The following is an 18,132-nucleotide window of genomic DNA, read 5'->3' as shown; positions in this document are numbered from 1 at the left end:
CTGGCGGGTCCGCGCGGTACCCGCCGTTCCGGCTGATCTGGTGGTTTTGGGCGCAACCGCGCCGGAGCCCCGGGCCGAAGAGCTGCCTGATTTACCGCTTGAGTTTCCTCTAGGCGCGGAGGAAGTTCGTGTCGCCATACCCGCTACGGTACCGGACGCGGGGCCGAAAACCGCGGATTTCCGGGCCTGGACGGGGACCATGTTGCCTCTGCCGGAGACCGAAAAACGGCCCTCCCCGCCTGCCGCAACCTGTCGGCTGCGGCAGGCGGGGAAGGCCGTCGGGTGCGCTGCTCGTGCGTGGCGCGCGGGGGGCTTAGGCTTCCAGGACCACCGGGATGATCAGGGGCTTGCGGCGGAGCTTGCGGTTAACCCAGGTCCCGACGACGCGGCGTACAACCTGCTGCAGCTGGTGCGTGGTGTGGTCAGAGCGGTTGAGGACGGCTTCCTCCAGCGCGGCGTTGATCTTGGGGATGATCTCGTCGAAGACGGAGTCGTCCTCGGCCACGCCGCGGGCGTGGATCTCGGGACCGGAGACGACCTTGCCGGTGGCGCGGTGGATCACTGTGATGATGGAGATGAACCCTTCGTCGCCGAGGGTCTGCCGGTCCTTCAGGTCCGCTTCCGTGACTTCCCCGACGCTGGAGCCGTCGACGTAGACGAAACCGACCTCGACCTGGCCGACGATGTCCGCCTGGTGGTCCCGAAGGTCGATCACGGTGCCGTTGTCCGCGAGGAGGATGCTTTCCTCGGGGACACCCGAGTCCAGGGCGATCTTGCCGTTGGCGATCAGGTGACGGGTTTCCCCGTGCACCGGCATGGCGTTGAGCGGTTCGAGGATGTTGTAGCAGTACAGCAGCTCGCCCGCGGCGGCGTGGCCGGAGACGTGCACCTTGGCGTTGCCCTTGTGGATGACGTCGGCGCCGAGCTTGAGCAGGCCGTTGATGATGCGGAAGACCGCATTCTCGTTGCCCGGAATCAGGCTGGAGGCGAGGATGACGGTGTCGCCCTGGCCGACGACGACCCGGTGGTCGCCGTTGGCCATCCGGGACAGCGCGGCCATCGGCTCGCCCTGGGAGCCGGTGGACATCAGGACCACCCGGTTGTCCGGCAGGTTGTCGATGTTCTTGATGTCGACGAGGATGCCTGCCGGAACTTCGAGGTAGCCGAGCTTCTCGGCGATGGCCATGTTGCGGACCATCGAGCGGCCGACGAAGGCAACCTTGCGGTTGTGGTTGGCCGCGGCGTCGAGGACCTGTTGGACACGGTGTACGTGCGAGGAAAACGAGGCCACGATCAGGCGCTTGCTGGCCTGGCCGAACAGCCGGTCCAGCGTGGGCCCGATTTCCTTCTCCGCGGTGGTGAAGCCCGGTACGTCGGCATTCGTGGAGTCCGACATGAACAGGTCCACGCCTTCCTCGCCGAGCTTGGCGAAGTGGCGCAGGTCGGTGATCCGGCCGTCCAGCGGCAGCTGGTCCATCTTGAAGTCGCCGGTGTGCAGCACAGTGCCGCCGGCCGTGCGGATGAACACCGCGAGGGCGTCGGGGATGGAGTGGTTGACGGCCACGAATTCGCATTCGAACGGGCCGAACTTTTCAACCTGGCCCTCGGTGACCGTCTGGGTGACCGGCTTGATCCGGTGTTCCAGCAGCTTCGCCTCGATGAGGGCCAAAGTCAGCCGTGAGCCCACCAGGGGAATGTCGGCGCGCAGGCGCAGCAGGTACGGAACGGCACCGATGTGGTCCTCGTGGCCGTGGGTCAGGACGACGGCGACGATGTCCTGGAGGCGGTTCTGGATGTACGAGAAGTCGGGCAGGATCAGGTCGACGCCGGGCTGGGTTTCCTCGGGGAAGAGGACACCGCAGTCGACGATGAGCAGCTTGCCGCCGATTTCAAAGACGGTCATGTTGCGGCCGATCTCGCCCAGGCCGCCGAGCGGGACGATCCGCAGGGTGTCCTTGAGCAGTTTCGGCGGCGTGACGAGGCCGGGAAGGGCAGTTTGGGTCATAGTGCACTACTTTCCAGGCGGGAAGCGGCCTGGCCTTTGCCAATCAGAAAAAACACCTGATCAGGAAAAGACCATGCCGGCTTCCGCCAAGTCCTCGCGGATGGTTTCGATCTCGGCGTCGCCCGGCTCCACGAGGGGCAAACGGACAACCGAGTTGGGCAGGACTCCCTGCCACTTAAGAACTTGCTTCGCAGCAACAGCACCCTGGATATGGGTCATCACTGCACGGACCACGGGGTCCAGTTCGAAATGTATGGTGCGGGCGGCGGCAAAGTCGCCTGCAAGTGCGGCATCAATCATGGCGCGGAATCGGCGTGTCGCCACATGTGCCGAGACGCTGACGAGGCCGACGGCGCCGGCTGCCATCCACGGCAGCGTCAGTCCGTCGTCGCCGGAGTAGACGTCAAGGTCCGTGTTCGCGAGCACGCGGGTGACGGCGGAGAAATCGGCCTTGGCGTCCTTGAGTGCGATAACGCGGGGGTGGTCCGCGAGCCGGATCATGGTTTCGGGCAGGATCGGCACACCGGCACGGCCCGGGATGTCATAGACCATCACGGGAAGCTCTGCGGCATCTGCGACGGCCTCGATGTGGGCCTGGATGCCGGCCTGGCTCGGCTTGTTGTAATACGGGGTGACGATCAGCTGGCCGTGCACTCCGGCTTTCGCGGCGCGCTTGGCCATCTCGATCGAGTGCGAGGTGTGGTTGGTGCCGGTCCCGGCAATGACCTTGGCGCGGTCTCCTACGGCCTCGACGATGACGCGGAACAGCTTTTCCTTTTCGTCGTCTTCCAGCGTCGAGGTCTCCCCCGTGGTGCCGGAAATGACGAGCCCGTCGTTGCCGTCGTCGACGAGTTTGCTGGCCAATTCCGCGGACTGCTGGTAGTCGACTTCGCCGTCGGAAGTGAAGGGTGTGACCATGGCGGTCACAAGGGTCCCGAACGTGTACGAGCGAATATCAGAGTCAGCCATATGAAAAACGTTACCCTGTCCCCGGCTTGTTATGACAATGCCGCAGACGTGATGAAGATCAAACGCCGCCCCTGGGCGTCCCCGGTGGTCAGAGTGCGTCCTGGACGCCACCCCCGTCGCAGTAGCGGCCGACGGCGTCCTGGCGCAGGGATTCCGCCCACGCGGAGAGCCGCTGCGCGGCCCGCACGTAGTGGAATAGCTCGGTGGGCGTGAGGGCTTCCAGGTCGGTCTCGGCGAGCCTCCGCGCGAGCTCGGCGCCGGGCGGCTGCGCCGAGAGGGCTGTCCCCTCCCGGTGCCAGTGAACATCCTCCGCCGATTCACCGGCCACGAGCCGGCGGAAGAGGAAGTCCACGACGCCGGGACTCATCGCCTTGAGCACACCGGGCGCCCCTCCACCGGCACCGGACTTCCCAACTGCGGGAGCCCCGGCTACGCGGCTCCCGCAAGGGCGGTCCCGGCTTGCACGGTCCCGGGAAGAGAGGTCCCGGGAAGAGAGGTCCTGGAACGAGAGGTCCTGAAACGAGGGCTCTGCTGCATTGGTCATGGCTCCATGTTATTAGAATATATATTCGAATACAAGGTGTGGGATACCGCCGGTCCACAGGGTGCGCAGAGCGTCACTACAGCCGTATATGAGACGATCAAGCGATGACCCCGCGCGGAATGGCGTCCCCTTCCCGGACCGCCAAGGACAAGGCTGCCGGCCGCCGGCTGGCCGGCATCGATGCCGCCCGCGGGCTGGCTTTGCTGGGCATGATGGCCACGCATGTGCTGCCGACCTTCGAATCCGATCCCCAGCTCACCCCCACGTGGGTGGGCTTGGTTTTTTCCGGGCGCGCCTCCGCGTTGTTCGCCGTCCTGGCCGGAATAGGGCTGGCCCTCTCGACCGGGAAGCAGCAGCCGCTGGAGGGCCCCGGGCTGTGGGCCGCCCGCCGGGGAATCGCGCTCCGCGCCCTCCTGGTGGGCGCCGTCGGGCTCTCCATTGGCGGGCTCGAAGTCAACATCGCCATCATCCTGGTCCACTACGCGGTGCTGTTCCTGTGCATTCTGCCCTTCCTGGGGCTGGGCGCGAAACACCTCTTCGCCCTGGCCGCCGCCTGGCTCCTGGTGGCACCGGTCCTCGCGTTCCTGCTCCGGCCCTGGCTTCTCGCGGCCACCCCTCCCCTGCACCTGGGCCACAATCCGGGGTGGGAAGACCTGTCCACTCCCGGCGCGCTCCTCGGCGATCTCTTCCTGACGGGCTACTACCCCGCCGTCCAGTGGATCGCCTACCTCCTGATCGGCCTGGCCGTCGGCCGGCTGGCCCTCACCGCGGCGGCCGTTCCGGTGCTGCTGCTGGCCGCGGGCACCGCCGTCGCGATCCTCGCCAGGTGGCTCAGCACCGTGATGATGGAGGACTGGGGCGGCCGGGCAGCCCTGCAGTCGCAGCTGGGCGACCCCTCGTATCCCCTGGCGAGTCTCCTGCAGGTCAATCTGGCCGGCATCGACCAGTCCGGTTCCGCGTGGTGGCTGGCCACGAGCGCCCCGCATTCGGGCACCACACTGGATCTGCTGCACACCTCGGGGGTGGCCGTCGCCGTCGTCGGTGCGTTCCTCCTGCTGGGCCGGCTCGCCCAGGGGGTTGAGCTGGACTACCTGCGTCCGCTGCGCGGCGCCGGTGCCATGACGCTGAGCCTCTACACGGCGCACCTGTGCGTGATGGCAGCCCTCTACGGGCAGCCGCTGCCGGCCGGCTGGACGGTGGAGGGCGTGTACTGGGCGCAGGCGGCCGCCGTCCTGGCCATCGGCGGCGTCTTCGCGGCCCTGTCATGGCGCGGACCGCTGGAGTGGCTCGGCCATGGCGCCAACCAGCTCGGCCGGTGGCAGCCGGTCCGGATCCGCTAGCGCGGACTGCCGGGCCCGTTGCCGGGATGCGGAACGCGGGCTACTGCGCCGCGGCCTTCGGTGCGGCGCGGAACAGCCGAACGGCGTCGCGCATCGCGGCGCGGGCGCGCTTGCGGTCTCCCGCGGCGTCGTAGGCGCAGCTGAGCCGGAACCACGAGCGCCAGTCGCCGGGCGCAGCTTCCGCCTCCACCCGGTATTTCTCGAATTCCAGGTCTGCGGCCTCGCGGATGATCCGCCCGGCCGGGGTGCGCGGCAGGTTATCTTCCGGCAGGCCGCCCTCGGCTTCGAGGATTTGCGCCAACTTCTCTGTCCGGGCGCCGAACAGCAGTTCCCGGACCAGGGCCCAGGCCCCAATGAGCGGCAGGACGAGGTAGGCCACGCCCAGGGCCTTGGCTGTGAGGTTGGCGTCGCCCAGCAACAGCAGCGAGCGCTGGAAGGAGACCACCAAATAGAACACCAGCAGCAGGGTGACCGCACCCACCCAGATCTTGGTGCGGTTGGTTTTCCAGGCGGTCAGGGCCTTGGCCACGGCGCTCAGAGCCCCAGGTCCAGGTAGCCGTCAAGGCCCACGGTGAGGCCCGGGTTCGCGGCGACGTTGCGGACGCCCAGCAGCACGCCGGGCATGAAGGAGGCGCGGTCGAAGGAGTCGTGGCGAAAAGTCAGCTGCTCCCCCGGGCCGCCGAGCAGGACTTCCTGGTGCGCCACGAGGCCGCGGAGCCGGACACTGTGGACGCGGACGCCGTCGATCTCGCAGCCGCGCGCGCCCGGCCGTTCGCTCGTGGTGGCGTCCGGGCTCGGGGCGACGCCGGCGGCGGCGCGCTCCGCGGCGATCAGCTGGGCGGTGCGCACAGCGGTGCCCGAGGGCGCATCCACCTTGTCCGGGTGGTGGAGTTCGACGATTTCGACCGATTCAAAGTATTTGGACGCCCTGGCCGCAAAGGCGGAGGCCAGCACCGAGCCGAGGGCGAAGTTGGGGGCAACCAGCACGCCCACGCCGGGCTTGGTCTCGAGGAGTGCCTCGAGCCGCTCCACCCGGTCCGCGTCCCAGCCGGTGGTTCCGACGACGGCGTGCATGCCGTGTTCGACGGCGAAGCGTACGTTCGCCTCGGTGCTTTCAGGCACGGTCAGGTCCACCACGATTTGGGCGCCGGAGCCCACCAGGGTGTCGAGGGAGTCGTTCCGGCCCAGGGCCGCTACAAGCAACAGGTCCGCGGACGCGTCCACGGCCTTGACGGCCTCGGCGCCCATGCGCCCGTTCGCGCCCAGCACGGCGACTGCGAGTTGTTCGGTCATGCCATCAACCCTACCGCCGGGGCACGTCCCGGCTGGAACCGGGGCCCCCGAGTGACAGGGGTCCCGTGGCAGCGCTCACTCCCCCGCGCCGACCCATTCGACGGTGCCGTCGGTGAAGAACTGTTCCTTCCAGACGGGGACGCGGGCCTTGATCCGGTCCACGAGCTCCGAGCAGACCGCGAAGGCCTGGCCGCGGTGCGCGGCCGAGACAGCGCAGACGAGGGCGGGGTCGCCGATTTCCAGCATCCCGATCCTGTGTGCCACCCAGATGCGGACCGGCCGGGCCTGCCCGTCCGCTTCGGCGGAGACGGCCTGCTCGGCCACCAGGGCCGCCACGACGTCCGCCATCACCTGGTGCGCCGTCGGGTGTGCACTGTAACTGAGCCGCTGAACCGGTTTGCCGCCGTCGTGGTTCCGGACGACGCCGCTGAAGCTGACCACCGCGCCCGCGGAGTCCGACTCCACCGCGGCGACGGCCTGGTCCACGGAGATGGGCTCGGCGCTCAGCACGGCGTGCACCACGTCAAAAACCGAGTCAGTGCCCATGGCTTCCTTCCAGCTGGTCGCAGAGGTGTCCGATGACCGGATCCAGCACGCTCAGCCCGTCCATGACGCCCTTCGGGGATCCGGGAAGGTTGACGATGAAAGTCTGGCCGGCGGCGCCCGCGTGGCCGCGGCTGAGCATGGCCAGCGGCGTCTTGTGCATCCCCGCGCTCCGGATGCCTTCCATGATGCCCGGGATTTCGCGGTCCAGGAGGGGCAGAGTTTGTTCCGGCGTCGCGTCTGTGGGGCTGAGGCCGGTGCCGCCGCTGGTAACGATGACGGCCGGCGCCTGGCTCAGGAGGGCCCGCAGCGCGGCGCCGACGGCCTCCCCGTCAGGTACCACCATGGCCGGGTACGGCTCAAAGCCGTGTTCGGTGAGCCAGTCAATGATGACGGGCCCGGTGAGGTCCTCGTAAATCCCGGCCGCGGCCCGGGTGGAGGCGATGACGACGCCGGCTTTCCGCCCGGTGGCTTCACCGTGACGGTGTGGTTCGGGCTGGTTCATTCCTGGAAGGGTCATCGTGTCCAGTCCCCGCTCTTGCCGCCGCTTTTGGCGAGCACTTTGATGTCGGTCAGCACCGCGTGTTTGTCCACGGCCTTGATCATGTCGTACACGCTGAGGGCGGCCACCGAGGCGGCGGTCAGCGCTTCCATTTCGACGCCGGTGACGCCGCGGGTTTTGACCGTGGCAAACACGGTGACCATGTCGGTGTCGAGCTCGAAGTCGACGGTCACCTTTGCGATCGGCAGCGGGTGGCAGAGCGGGATCAGATCGGCGGTCTTCTTGGCGGCCATGATGCCGGCGACGCGGGCGACGGCCAAGGCATCGCCCTTGGGTAGCTCGCCGGCGCCGAGGAGGGCCAGGACCTCAGCGGTGGTGCGGACCGTGGCGGTGGCGGTGGCCTCGCGCGTGCTCTCCGCCTTGTTGGACACGTCCACCATCTGGGCCGTGCCGTCCTGCCGCAGGTGGGTCAGGACGGGGCTTGCTGTTCCAGCAGGCCGTGCTGCGGGGTCTTCTGCATTGTTCACAGCATCCATACTTCCACCTCTGCGCCCCCGGCGAGCGCGGCAATTCCTTCGGGAACGTGCACCAGCGCGTTGGAGCGGGCCAGGGCGCTGACCAGATGCGAGCCGGCGCCGCCTTCGAGCCGGACCGTCCCGTCCGGCTGCAGCGTCCCGCGCCGGATCTGGTGCTTGCCCTGCGGGGAGGTCAGGGCCTCGGCCAGCCTGGCCCGGACCGCCGGTCGCGGCGCGGGCGAGCCGAACAGGGCCCCCAGCACGGGCCGGAGGAACATTTCAAAGGAGACGAGGCAACTGACCGGGTTCCCCGGGAAGCCAAGGACGGGGACACCGTCGAAGGTGCCGATCCCCTGGGGGCCGCCGGGCTGCATGGCGACCGCGAGGAACTGAACGTCGTGGCCCTCCATCGCCTGCCGGACCACCTCGTAGGCGCCCTCGCTGACGCCGCCGGTGGTGACGATCAGATCCACGTCCGGGGAGTGCCGGCGCAGCACGGCGGCCAGCTCGTCCGGACGGTCCGTGGCGATCCCGGTCCTTGTCACATCCAGTCCGGCCTGCCGCATCGAGGACTCGAGCAGGGTCGCGTTGGAATCGTAGATCTTGCCGGCCCCCAGCGGTGTCCCGGGCTCCACGACTTCGTCGCCGGTGGTCACCAGGAGGACCTTCAGGGCACGGTAGGCGGGTACTTCGGTGAATCCGAGGGCTGCGAGCAGGCCCAGCTGGCCGGGCCCGAGGCAGGTTCCGGCCGCGAGCGCCAGCTCCCCGCGGCGGATATCGCTGCCGGTTCCGCGGACGAACGTCCCGGCGGGGGCGGCGGGCAGGCGGACCGTGGCCGGCTGGTTGGGCGCGGGGAAGGAATCGGGCACGGCTAGTTCGATCGGTACGACGGCGTCCGCTCCGGGCGGCATCATGGCGCCGGTCATGATCGGGGCGGCGGCGCCAGGAGCCAGCGCCGCGGGGGCGGTGCCGGCGGGGACGGGCGCCACGACACGCAGCTCCGCGCCGGCGTCGGGTACGTCCGCGCTGCGGAGGGCGAAGCCATCCATCTGGGAGTTCGCGAAGGGCGGCAGGTCCAGCGGAGCCAGGATGTCCGCTGCCAGCCCCCGGCCGAGGGCCGCGAGGAGCGGGAGCCGTTGGATCCGGTCCGCCGTGCGCAGCGGGGCCAGCAGCTGGCGGACAGCTTCGCGGTGCGCTTCCACGGTGACGTGCCGTGCCTGGGTGCGGTGCATGCGTTGGTGACCCCTCATCTTGACCCGTGTCCCGGCGTCTTGACCGGACACGCGGGCCCGGTCCGTTAGGACTTCACGTCAACTCTAACCGTGTGATAGCCGGTGGCACCGCTGGGCGCCACCGGGGCGCGGTCCTCTGTCTGCGGGATGCCGTTGAGGTCCGTGGCCCGGACTTGGACCTCGTATTGTCCCGGGGTCAGCGGCAGGACCATTTTCCACTGGTACCAGGTGTCCTTCGAGATCCCCGGCGCCAGCTCGGCCGGCTGCCAGCGGCCGCGGTTGACCCGAAGCTCCACAGAGCCGATGCCTGTGTGCTGGGCCCAGGCAACCCCGCCGAAAGCCACGTCACCCGCCTTCGCTGAACGTCCGTCCCGCGGGGCGTCAATGCGGGAGGAGGTCTTGATGGGCCCGCGCTCGGTCCAGCCCCGCGGCGTCCAGTAGGCGACGTCGTCCGCGAAGCGCGTCACCTTGAGCTCGGTGACCCATTTGGTGGCCGACACGTAGCCGTAGAGACCGGGCACGATCAGCCGGGCCGGGAAGCCGTGCTCCAGCGGCAGCGGTTCACCGTTCATCCCCACCGCCAGGAGCGCGTCCCGGTTGTCCGTCAGGACTTCCAGCGGGGTCCCGGCGGTCCAGCCGTCGGTGCTGCGCGAGAGCACCATGTCCGCGCCGGGTTTCGGACCGGCCAGCGCCAGCAGCTCCCGGACCGGCCAGCCAAGCCAGCGGGCGTTGCCGATCAGGTCCCCGCCTACCTCGTTGGAGACGCAGGCAATGGTGATGTGCCGTTCGATCAGCGGTTTGGCGAGCAGGGCGGCGAAGTCGAGTTCGACCTCGCGCTCCACGAGGCCGGTAACCCTGAGTTTCCACTGGCCCGGGTCCACCACCGGAACGCGCAGCGCGGTGTCGATCCGGTAGAAGTCCTTGTTGGGGGTGACCAGCGGGCCGATGCCCTCGACGCGCAGCCCGGCGCCGGCCGGGATCGGCGGCGCGGGCGAGGCGGCGGCGGGGAGCACGAGTTTGCTGCGCAGTTCATTGACGACGGCGCCCGCTCCGCGCAGCGTCGCGCCGAGCACGCCGGCAAGGGCGGCGACAGCGGCCGTACCGCCGATCGCCTGGAAGAAGCGGCGGCGGGCCGGCCCCTCCGGACCGTTCGGGGCAGGGATCTTCGGGGACGGCCCGTCCGCGGCAGCACTGGCCTGCCACTCGCCCAGCTTCCGGATGAGCCAGCGCAGCAGCACCATTCCCGCCACCGCCACGAGCAGCGGCACAGGGATCGCGTTGGCGGTCACGTCCGACCGGCTGATGACGGCCACGACGCCCACCACCCCGAAGACGGCGATGATGGCCACCCCGGCGAAGCGCCGCCGCAGCTCTACCAGTCCGGACAGGGCCGCCAGCGCGGCGATGGCCAGCGCCATGCCGCCCAGCAGCGCCACCTTGTCCGCAGTTCCGAAGAGCGAGATGGCCCAATCCTTGACGCCGGGCGGAACAGCGTCAATCACGGCGCCGCCGACGGCGGTCACGGGCGAGACGGACGGACTCACCAGGCCGGCCGCGACTTCGCCCAGTGCCACTCCGGCGCCGACGGCCACGATTCCGGCCGCAGCCGCCCACGCGTTCGCTTGCCGGTCCGCGCCGCCGGGTTCGGGATGACGACGGCGGGGTCGCCTGTTGCCGGCAGCCGCTGCAGCCGGCGCGCTCTGGGATGTGTTCACCCCTCCAGCATAGGTTCGCGGGAGGTCCCCGGCACTGCGAAGGCAGCATGGCACCTTCCCACGCAATCCCATCTCCCGGGACGGGCGATGCAGGCGCCAACGTGGCGTAGCCTGACCTTATGAGTGTTCAGCTTGGCATGCCCCAACGCCGCGCGGATGACAGCCCCGGCGCGGGCACTTCCGGGCCGCAGCCGCCCGGCCGCCCGGCGGGCCTTGCCCCCGGCCTCGTCGACCGCTACGGCCGCCGCGCCACCGACATGAGACTCTCCCTGACGGACAAATGCAATCTGCGCTGCACCTACTGCATGCCGGCCGAGGGCCTCGAGTGGCTGTCCAAGCAGGCGGTGATGTCCGCCGAGGAGATTGTCCGGATCGTACGGATCGGCGTGGACATGCTGGGCGTGCGCGAGCTTCGGCTCACCGGCGGCGAACCACTGGTCCGGGCGGATCTGCTGGACATCATTTCGGCGCTCCGCCTGGCCCACCCTGACCTGCCGATCTCCATGACCACCAACGCCGTCGGGCTCGACAAAAAGGCCGCCGGGCTGAAGACCGCCGGGCTCTCCCGGATCAACGTCTCGCTGGATTCGCTGCACGAGGAAACGTTCACCCAGCTGACCCGCCGCCCCTTCCTGGCCAAGGTCCTGGCCGGCGTGGACGCCGCCTGGGCCGCCGGCCTGGGGCCCGTGAAACTCAACGCCGTGCTGATGCGCGGCATTAACGACGTCGAATCCCCGGCCCTGCTGGCGTGGGCGCTGGACCGCGGCTACGAGCTCCGCTTCATCGAGCAGATGCCGCTCGACGCCGACCACGGCTGGACCCGCCGGAACATGATCACCGCTGCGGAGATCCGCGAACTGCTGTCCGTCGACTATGTGCTGAGCGCGGACCCGCGGGAGCGCGACGGCGCCCCGGCCGAACGCTTCGAAGTCAGGGCCAAGGTTCCGGGCTCTGCCGGGGCCACCGGCCCCGTCCTGGGCACGGTCGGGATCATCGCCTCTGTGACCGAGCCGTTCTGCTCGGACTGCCGGCGCACCCGCATCACAGCCGAGGGCAAGATCATGAGCTGCCTCTTCTCCCGCGAGGAAGTGGACCTCCTGGGGCTGCTGCGCGAGGGCGCCAGCGACGAACAGCTCGCCGAGCGCTGGCAGGACGCCATGTGGATCAAGCCCAAGGCCCACGGCATGGACCACGTCGGGCTGGATGCCCCGGACTTCGTCCAGCCGGACCGCAGCATGAGCGCCATCGGAGGCTGAAGCACCTGTGAACGTACGTTACTTCGCTGCCGCGCGCGCTGCGGCCGGTGTCGATGAGGAACGCTTTGACCTCTCCGACGGCGCCACCCTAAAATCGCTGCTGGCGGCGATCCTCGCCGTCGAACGCCCGGCGCCCCCGGCCGGGACCCCGCCGCTGGCCCGCATTCTGTCCCGGTCGAGCTTCCTGCTCAACGAGGTGGCTGTCCGGAACGCCGCCGCGGCCCTGAACCCGGACGACGTCGTGGACGTGCTGCCCCCGTTCGCCGGCGGCTAGGCGCCCAGGGCCAGCCCCAGCAGCGCACTCCGGCTCCGGACGCCGCAGGCAGCAAACACGGCCTTGAACTGGTCCTGCACGGTGTACGGGCGGATCCCCAGGGCCGCCGCAAGCTCGGCCGTGCTGAGTCCGGTGGCGGCGAGTCCCAGGAGCCGGTGCTGCTGCGGGGTCAGGGCAAAGCAGCGGGCGAATACCTCCAGCCGGTCCGCCGCCGGGCACTCCTGGATGGTCACCGCGAGCGGAGGCGTTGACCCCTTCCGGCCGGAGTCCATCCGGGTGGAGCGCAGCAGCGCCCAGGCGCCGCGGCCCACCGGAAGACGCGACATGGCAGGGCGGGCGTCCACCCCCGCTTCCCTGGCCAGCAACTGGGCCGCGACATTGAGGACCTCCGCCGGAATGCCCTCATACGGGTGGGGGCCACGCTGCAGCAGCCCCAACCAGTCACCGGCCGAGGCCGTCTGCCCCACCACGGACAGCCCCTCGTCCAGGGTCAGCACGGCCTGTGGCGGCAGCGGCTTCCGGACGGCCAGCCAGGCAGGGCCGCTCCCTTCCGCGTCCCGCCGGCACTGCGCCGCCCTGCTCCGCCGAAGCCCGGCCGCCACAAGGGGCGCCGCCGCGGCGAGGTAGTCGGTCTCCAGCTCGGAGAATATCCCCTCCTTCCCCGATCGCCAGAGGTCCAGCCAGCCCCAGCAACCATGTTTGTCGGCGAAGACCGCCGACAGCACGTCGGTCACCCCGTACCGGATGAGTAGCCCGTTCCACACTGGACTGCGCGCCGGGCGGCCGCCCGTGGCCATCAGCAGCGTGGTGGCGGGCCGGGGCTGGCCCATCAGGGCGGTCCAGCGGCAGTCGGGCGTCAGGTATTTGAGCCGGATCAGCTCCGGCAGATGTTCCGGACAGGGGATCGTGGCCATCGGTGAGATGCCGGTGGCCGTCTCGGGATCCGTCAGCGGCCAGGCATAGGTACTGAACGGCACCATCCGTCCCAGCTCCGCAAGCACTCCCCGGCGCAGCTCCCGGTCGTCGAGCACGTCCCGGCAGAGCTGACCGATGCGTTCCAGACTCCGGCTCAGCGCCCAGCTGGTGGTCATGGATTCAGTATGCCCTTTGGGGTTTGGGTAGTGAATCCGGGTGCGGAACGCGGCTGCTGGAACCGGGCACGTCCCACCAGATTTCTGGGATACCGCGCGGGCCCGGCCGCGCCTAGCGTGGGACACGCCACCCGGCAGGGAGCAGGAAAAAGAAGGAATGAGTGCGATGTACACCTTGCAGATCGAGCACGGCATCAAGGATTTTGGCCTGTGGAAGAATGCGTTCGACCGTGACCCCATCAACCGCGCGGCGTCGGGCGTGACCGCGCACCGGATCAGCCGACCGGTGGAGGAGCCATACTATGTGGTGGTGGAACTCGATTTCGAGCGGCGCGACCAGGCGGAAGCCCTCCTGGCGAACCTGGAGGCGAACGTCTGGAAGTCCGCCGCTGCGGCACCCGCCCTCCAGGGTGCCCCGAAAACCCGGATCCTGGAGTCCGCCGGCTGAGCCGCCGGTAACGTCAGCGGACGGCGCGCAGCCTGCCGCTCCGGCTCCCCGCTTCGGCGGTGCAGCACGCCGGTCCGGGGGCGTCTGCGGGGACCGCCGAAGGTACGCCTCAGGCGGGAATGGCGGCGTCCTCAGCGACGCGCCGGCAGACGGAGGTCATGAACGGTGTGAAGTCGCTGGCCTTACCCAGCCGGAGCCCGGCGCCGTGCGTGAGCACGCCGTCGTCGACCCGAAAAGTGTGCCTCGCGGCGCCCCGGTCGCTGCGCCGCTCCAGGGTCAGGGTGCCCGCCTCCCAGCTGGCGCGCGCGGGCGGCTCCGGCGGCAGGCCCATGCTGTTGACGCGGTACCAGAGGGTGTCGGGGCGGTCGGGATCCATGGTGAACACGCCGTGGCCCTCGGAGCGGGTGCCGTCTGCCTCGGTGTGCCGGTAGGTCCAGGTGACCGCCAGGCCGGCGGCCGCACGGGCAAAACTGATCTCGACGGCCGCAGTCCTTGCCGGCCCCCAGGGAGTGGCCTCCCACTGAGTGGTTCCGGTCCACCGGCCCAGGAATGTCTCCAGAGCCTCGTGTGCACTGCCTGGCAGCGGCCGGTCCATTTTTTCCTTCCAGGGTTTCCTTCCAGAGGGGGCCCTCCCAGGTGGGGGCCCTCCCGAGTAATCCCGCCCCCATCATCACGCGGCGCCGCCCGCCGTGTCTAGGTGCAGGTCAGAGGCCGAAGGTCTCGTTCTCCTCGAAGGGGCCCACCACCGTGACAGTCCGCGGGGCGGCCGCGAGTTCGCGCGCCAGCTCCTGGACCTCGGCCGCCGTGACGGCCTTGATCTGGCGGAGGGTTTCGTCGATGTCCTGGTACTCCCCGGACACCAGCTCCGCGCGCCCCAGCCGGGACATCCGTGAGCCGGTATCCTCAAGCGCCAGCACGATTCCGCCGCAGAGCTGCCCCACAGCCTTGCGGAGCTCCTCGTCGGAGATGCCGCCGTCGGCCAGCTTGTCCAGCTCCGTCCCGAGGATCTCCAGCACCTGCCGGACCTTTGAGGGAGTGCAGCCGGCGTACATACCGAAGTAGCCGGCGTCGGCGTAGGAGGAGGCGAACGAGTACGTCGAGTAGACGAGCCCGCGCTTCTCGCGGACTTCCTGGAACAGCCGGGAGGACATGCCCCCGCCGAGCACGGCGTTGAGCACGCTCATGACGAAACGGCGCTCATCCGTGGCCACAATCGTGGGGCAGCCCACGATGATGTTGGCCTGCTCCACGGGACGCTTGACCACGTGCAGCCCGGCGGTGCCGGTGATGTCCGCCCGCACCGTGGAACGGCGCTGCACGGGAGCGGCGTCGGCTTCAAGGCTCCAGCCGGCGGAGTGCAGGGCATCCACCACGAGTGCGCAGACGACGTCGTGGTCCAATCCCCCGGCGGCGGTAATCACGAGCTCGTCGGGGCGGTAATAGCGGCGGTAGTGGTCCCAGACCGAGTCGCGGGCGACAGCGCGGATGGCGTCAGGGGTGCCGCCGATCGGGCGGCCAAGCGGGTGGATGCCGAGCACGGCGGCGACGAAGTGTTCATGGGCGACGTCCGTGGGGTCATCGCTGTCCATCGCGATCTCCTCAAGGATGACGTCGCGTTCCTGCTCCATCTCCTGCGGGTCCAGCACCGCGCCGGTGATCATGTCCGCGATCACGTCGATGGCCATCGGCAGGTCGGTGTCCAGCACGCGCGCGAAATAGCAGGTGCTTTCCTTCGCGGTGGCCGCGTTGGATTCCCCGCCCACCTCGTCGAACGCCGAGGCGATCTCCAGCGCGGTGCGGCGCTTGGTCCCCTTGAACAGGAGGTGCTCCAGGAAGTGGGTGGAGCCGTGTTGCCCGGGGGCTTCATCGCGGGAGCCGACGCCGACCCAGAAGCCAATGGTGGCCGAGCGCTGACCCGGCATCGCCTCGGTCAGCACGCGGACGCCGCCGGGCAGGACCGAGCGGCGCACCTCGGAACCGCCGTCGGCGCCGTGGATCAGGGTGTCAGCGTGCTGGTTCTGCTCAAGCGGCAGGGGGACGACAGTCATCAAGGCCTTTCAGTAAACACGTGCCAAATCTGCCTGCAATCCTACCTTTAAACGGCGACGGGGCCGGTGGATGATCCACCGGCCCCGTCGCTTCATTCAGGAAAGACTACTCTGCGGACTCCAGGGAGACCTCAGCGTCGTCTGCAATTTCCGAGCCAGCCTCGTCAGCCACGACCGGAGAGAGGGACAGCTTGCCGCGGTCATCGATCTTGGTGATTTCCACCTGGATCTTCTGGCCGACCGAAACAACGTCATCGACGTTGTCCACGCGCTTGCCGCCGGCGATCTTGCGCAGCTCGGAGATGTGCAGGAGGCCGTCCTTGCCCGGGGTCAGGGAAACGAAGGCGCCGAAGGCGGTGGTCTTGACGACCGTGCCCAGGTAGCGCTCGCCGATTTCCGGGATCTGCGGGTTGGCGATGGCGTTGATCGCGGACCGTGCTGCGTCGGCAGACGGGCCGTTCGTGGCGCCAATGTAGACAGTTCCGTCGTCCTCGATCGAGATGTCGGCTCCGGTGTCTTCCTGGATCTGGTTGATCATCTTGCCCTTCGGGCCGATGACCTCGCCGATCTTGTCTACCGGGATCTTGACCGCGATGACGCGCGGCGCGAACTCGGAGAGCTCGTCCGGGGTGTCGATCGCGGAATTCAGGACGTCCAGGATGTGCAGGCGCGCTTCGCGGGCCTGCTTCAGGGCGGCGGCCAGGACCGAGGCGGGGATGCCGTCGAGCTTGGTGTCCAGCTGGATGGCCGTGACGAACTCGGACGTACCGGCAACCTTGAAGTCCATGTCGCCGAAGGCATCTTCGGCGCCGAGGATGTCGGTCAGGGCCGCGTACCGGGTCTGGCCGTCAACCTGGTCGGAAACCAGGCCCATGGCGATACCGGCAACCGCTGCCTTCAGCGGCACACCTGCATTGAGCAGGGACAGCGTGGAGGCGCACACGGAACCCATCGACGTCGAACCGTTGGAACTGAGAGCCTCAGACACCTGGCGGATGGCGTAGGGGAACTCCTCGCGGGAGGGCAGCACCGGCATGATGGCGCGCTCTGCGAGGGCACCGTGGCCGATTTCGCGGCGCTTCGGCGAACCGACGCGGCCGGTCTCGCCGGTGGAGTACGGCGGGAAGTTGTAGTTGTGCATGTAGCGCTTGCGCGTCACGGGAGACAGGGAGTCGATCTGCTGTTCCATCTTGAGCATGTTCAGCGTGGTGACACCCATGATCTGGGTCTCGCCGCGTTCGAAGATGGCCGAGCCGTGGACGCGGGGCAGAACTTCAACCTCGGCGGTGAGCTGGCGGATGTCCGTCAGGCCACGGCCGTCGATACGGATCTGGTCCGTCAGGATGCGCTGGCGCACAACGTGCTTGGTGACGGAACGGAAAGCTGCGGACAGCTCCTTCTCGCGGCCTTCGAACTGGCCGGCGAGGGAAGAGGTGACCTCGTCCTTGAGCGAATCCGAGGCGAGGTCGCGTTCCTGCTTGTCAGCGATCTGGAACACAGCGGCCAGCTTGTCGGCGGCAGCGGACTCCACGGCGGCGTAGACGTCGTCCTGGTAGTCCAGGAAGACCGGGAACTCGACGGTCGGCTTGGCGGCGCGGGCCGCCAGGTCGGACTGGGCATCGCAGAGAGCCTTGATGAACGGCTTGGCAGCCTCGAGGCCCTCGGAGACAACCTCTTCGGTCGGGGCGGTGGCGCCCTGTTCCTTGATGAGGTTCCAGGAGTTGTCCGTGGCTTCGGCTTCAACCATCATGATGGCGACGTCATCGCCCTTGACGCGGCCGGCAACGACCATGTTGAAGACGGCGTTCTCCAGCTGGGAGTGCTTCGGGAAAGCAACCCACTGCGAACCGTGCTCGTCGGCGATCAGGGCAACGCGGACGCCGCCGATCGGGCCGGAGAACGGCAGGCCGGAGAGCTGGGTGGACATCGAGGAAGCGTTGATCGCTACGACGTCGTAGAGCTCGTCCGGGTTGATGGACAGCACGGTGACGACGATCTGGACCTCGTTGCGCAGGCCCTTGACGAAGGCCGGACGCAGCGGACGGTCCATCAGGCGGCAGGCCAGGATGGCTTCCGTTGAGGGGCGGCCTTCGCGGCGGAAGAACGAGCCCGGGATGCGGCCGGCGGCGTACATGCGCTCTTCGACGTCGACGGTCAGCGGGAAGAAGTCGAAACCTTCACGCGGGTGCTTGCCGGCGGTGGTGGCGGACAGCAGCGCGGTCTCGTCGTCGAGGTAGACCATCGCTGCGCCGGCTGCCTGCTTGGCAAGGCGGCCGGTTTCAAAGCGGATTACACGCTTGCCGAAGCGGCCATTGTCAATGACTGCTTCTGAGAACTGGATTTCGGGACCCTCCATA

The 18,132-nt window shown here is 68.8% G+C and carries 18 protein-coding genes; 4 read left to right on the top strand and 14 right to left on the bottom strand.

Annotation, left to right across the window (positions count from 1 at the left end; translation table 11 throughout):
- Nucleotides 1–313: 313 nt before the first annotated feature.
- The 3 genes from BJG92_RS09770 to BJG92_RS09760 form a co-directional block, all read right to left on the bottom strand.
- A complete protein-coding gene (locus tag BJG92_RS09770) occupies nucleotides 314–2,005 on the bottom strand; it encodes a ribonuclease J (RefSeq protein ID WP_232083829.1) in 1,692 nt (563 codons plus the stop codon).
- A gap of 60 nt (nucleotides 2,006–2,065) precedes the next feature.
- On the bottom strand, nucleotides 2,066–2,974 hold the full coding sequence (gene dapA, locus BJG92_RS09765) for a 4-hydroxy-tetrahydrodipicolinate synthase (RefSeq protein ID WP_232083828.1): 909 nt from the start codon (nucleotides 2,972–2,974) through the stop codon (nucleotides 2,066–2,068).
- Nucleotides 2,975–3,062: 88 nt separating this feature from the next.
- The gene (locus BJG92_RS09760) at nucleotides 3,063–3,518 is read right to left on the bottom strand and encodes a hypothetical protein (protein ID WP_232083827.1); all 456 of its coding nucleotides are present in this window, start codon (nucleotides 3,516–3,518) and stop codon (nucleotides 3,063–3,065) included.
- A gap of 104 nt (nucleotides 3,519–3,622) precedes the next feature.
- On the opposite strand from BJG92_RS09760, the gene BJG92_RS09755 reads away from it, so the two are divergent.
- Nucleotides 3,623–4,858 carry a heparan-alpha-glucosaminide N-acetyltransferase domain-containing protein gene (locus BJG92_RS09755; protein WP_232083826.1) on the top strand — a complete coding sequence of 412 codons (1,236 nt, stop codon included), beginning with the start codon at nucleotides 3,623–3,625 and terminating at the stop codon, nucleotides 4,856–4,858.
- 40 nt (nucleotides 4,859–4,898) lie between these two features.
- Here the strand turns inward: BJG92_RS09755 and BJG92_RS09750 are convergent, their stop codons facing one another.
- The 7 genes from BJG92_RS09750 to BJG92_RS09720 form a co-directional block, all read right to left on the bottom strand.
- A complete protein-coding gene (locus BJG92_RS09750; protein ID WP_232083825.1) occupies nucleotides 4,899–5,387 on the bottom strand; it encodes a hypothetical protein in 489 nt (162 codons plus the stop codon).
- Nucleotides 5,388–5,392: 5 nt separating this feature from the next.
- Nucleotides 5,393–6,151, bottom strand: a complete 759-nt coding sequence (dapB, locus tag BJG92_RS09745; RefSeq protein ID WP_232083824.1) for a 4-hydroxy-tetrahydrodipicolinate reductase — start codon at nucleotides 6,149–6,151, stop codon at nucleotides 5,393–5,395.
- A 75-nt stretch (nucleotides 6,152–6,226) separates the two neighbouring features.
- The gene (locus BJG92_RS09740) at nucleotides 6,227–6,697 is read right to left on the bottom strand and encodes a molybdenum cofactor biosynthesis protein MoaE (protein WP_232083823.1); all 471 of its coding nucleotides are present in this window, start codon (nucleotides 6,695–6,697) and stop codon (nucleotides 6,227–6,229) included.
- Complete coding sequence (locus BJG92_RS09735; protein ID WP_232083822.1) at nucleotides 6,687–7,199, bottom strand: MogA/MoaB family molybdenum cofactor biosynthesis protein; 513 nt, start codon at nucleotides 7,197–7,199, stop codon at nucleotides 6,687–6,689. The genes BJG92_RS09740 and BJG92_RS09735 overlap by 11 nt, the downstream gene beginning before the upstream one ends.
- A gap of 11 nt (nucleotides 7,200–7,210) precedes the next feature.
- A complete protein-coding gene (gene moaC / locus BJG92_RS09730) occupies nucleotides 7,211–7,732 on the bottom strand; it encodes a cyclic pyranopterin monophosphate synthase MoaC (RefSeq protein ID WP_232083821.1) in 522 nt (173 codons plus the stop codon).
- A complete protein-coding gene (glp, locus tag BJG92_RS09725; RefSeq protein WP_232083820.1) occupies nucleotides 7,720–8,943 on the bottom strand; it encodes a gephyrin-like molybdotransferase Glp in 1,224 nt (407 codons plus the stop codon). Before glp ends, moaC begins: the two co-directional genes overlap by 13 nt.
- Nucleotides 8,944–9,008: 65 nt before the next feature.
- On the bottom strand, nucleotides 9,009–10,535 hold the full coding sequence (locus tag BJG92_RS09720) for a molybdopterin-dependent oxidoreductase (RefSeq protein ID WP_232083850.1): 1,527 nt from the start codon (nucleotides 10,533–10,535) through the stop codon (nucleotides 9,009–9,011).
- 242 nt (nucleotides 10,536–10,777) lie between these two features.
- Here BJG92_RS09720 and moaA point away from each other — a divergent pair, with 242 nt between their 5' ends.
- Together moaA and BJG92_RS09710 are read left to right on the top strand one after the other, a co-directional pair.
- On the top strand, nucleotides 10,778–11,914 hold the full coding sequence (moaA, locus tag BJG92_RS09715; RefSeq protein WP_232083819.1) for a GTP 3',8-cyclase MoaA: 1,137 nt from the start codon (nucleotides 10,778–10,780) through the stop codon (nucleotides 11,912–11,914).
- Between the two features lie 7 nt (nucleotides 11,915–11,921).
- Complete coding sequence (locus tag BJG92_RS09710) at nucleotides 11,922–12,188, top strand: MoaD/ThiS family protein (protein ID WP_232083818.1); 267 nt, start codon at nucleotides 11,922–11,924, stop codon at nucleotides 12,186–12,188.
- On the opposite strand, the gene BJG92_RS09705 is transcribed toward BJG92_RS09710, so the two are convergent.
- A complete protein-coding gene (locus tag BJG92_RS09705) occupies nucleotides 12,185–13,279 on the bottom strand; it encodes a helix-turn-helix transcriptional regulator (RefSeq protein WP_232083817.1) in 1,095 nt (364 codons plus the stop codon). The two genes, BJG92_RS09710 and BJG92_RS09705, sit on opposite strands and share 4 nt — an antisense overlap.
- A gap of 166 nt (nucleotides 13,280–13,445) precedes the next feature.
- Here BJG92_RS09705 and BJG92_RS09700 point away from each other — a divergent pair, with 166 nt between their 5' ends.
- The gene (locus tag BJG92_RS09700) at nucleotides 13,446–13,727 is read left to right on the top strand and encodes a hypothetical protein (RefSeq protein ID WP_232083816.1); all 282 of its coding nucleotides are present in this window, start codon (nucleotides 13,446–13,448) and stop codon (nucleotides 13,725–13,727) included.
- 109 nt (nucleotides 13,728–13,836) lie between these two features.
- Here BJG92_RS09700 and BJG92_RS09695 read toward each other — a convergent pair whose 3' ends face one another.
- The 3 genes from BJG92_RS09695 to BJG92_RS09685 form a co-directional block, all read right to left on the bottom strand.
- The gene (locus tag BJG92_RS09695) at nucleotides 13,837–14,322 is read right to left on the bottom strand and encodes a DUF1579 domain-containing protein (protein ID WP_232083815.1); all 486 of its coding nucleotides are present in this window, start codon (nucleotides 14,320–14,322) and stop codon (nucleotides 13,837–13,839) included.
- Nucleotides 14,323–14,431: 109 nt separating this feature from the next.
- On the bottom strand, nucleotides 14,432–15,775 hold the full coding sequence (locus BJG92_RS09690; RefSeq protein ID WP_232083814.1) for a pitrilysin family protein: 1,344 nt from the start codon (nucleotides 15,773–15,775) through the stop codon (nucleotides 14,432–14,434).
- Between the two features lie 106 nt (nucleotides 15,776–15,881).
- A complete protein-coding gene (locus BJG92_RS09685; RefSeq protein ID WP_232083813.1) occupies nucleotides 15,882–18,131 on the bottom strand; it encodes a polyribonucleotide nucleotidyltransferase in 2,250 nt (749 codons plus the stop codon).
- Between the last annotated feature and the right edge of the window lies 1 nt (nucleotide 18,132).

It is taken from the genome of Arthrobacter sp. SO5, from assembly GCF_020532805.1.
GTDB lineage: Bacteria > Actinomycetota > Actinomycetes > Actinomycetales > Micrococcaceae > Arthrobacter.
This window is presented reverse-complemented; position numbering and strand designations above follow the sequence as displayed.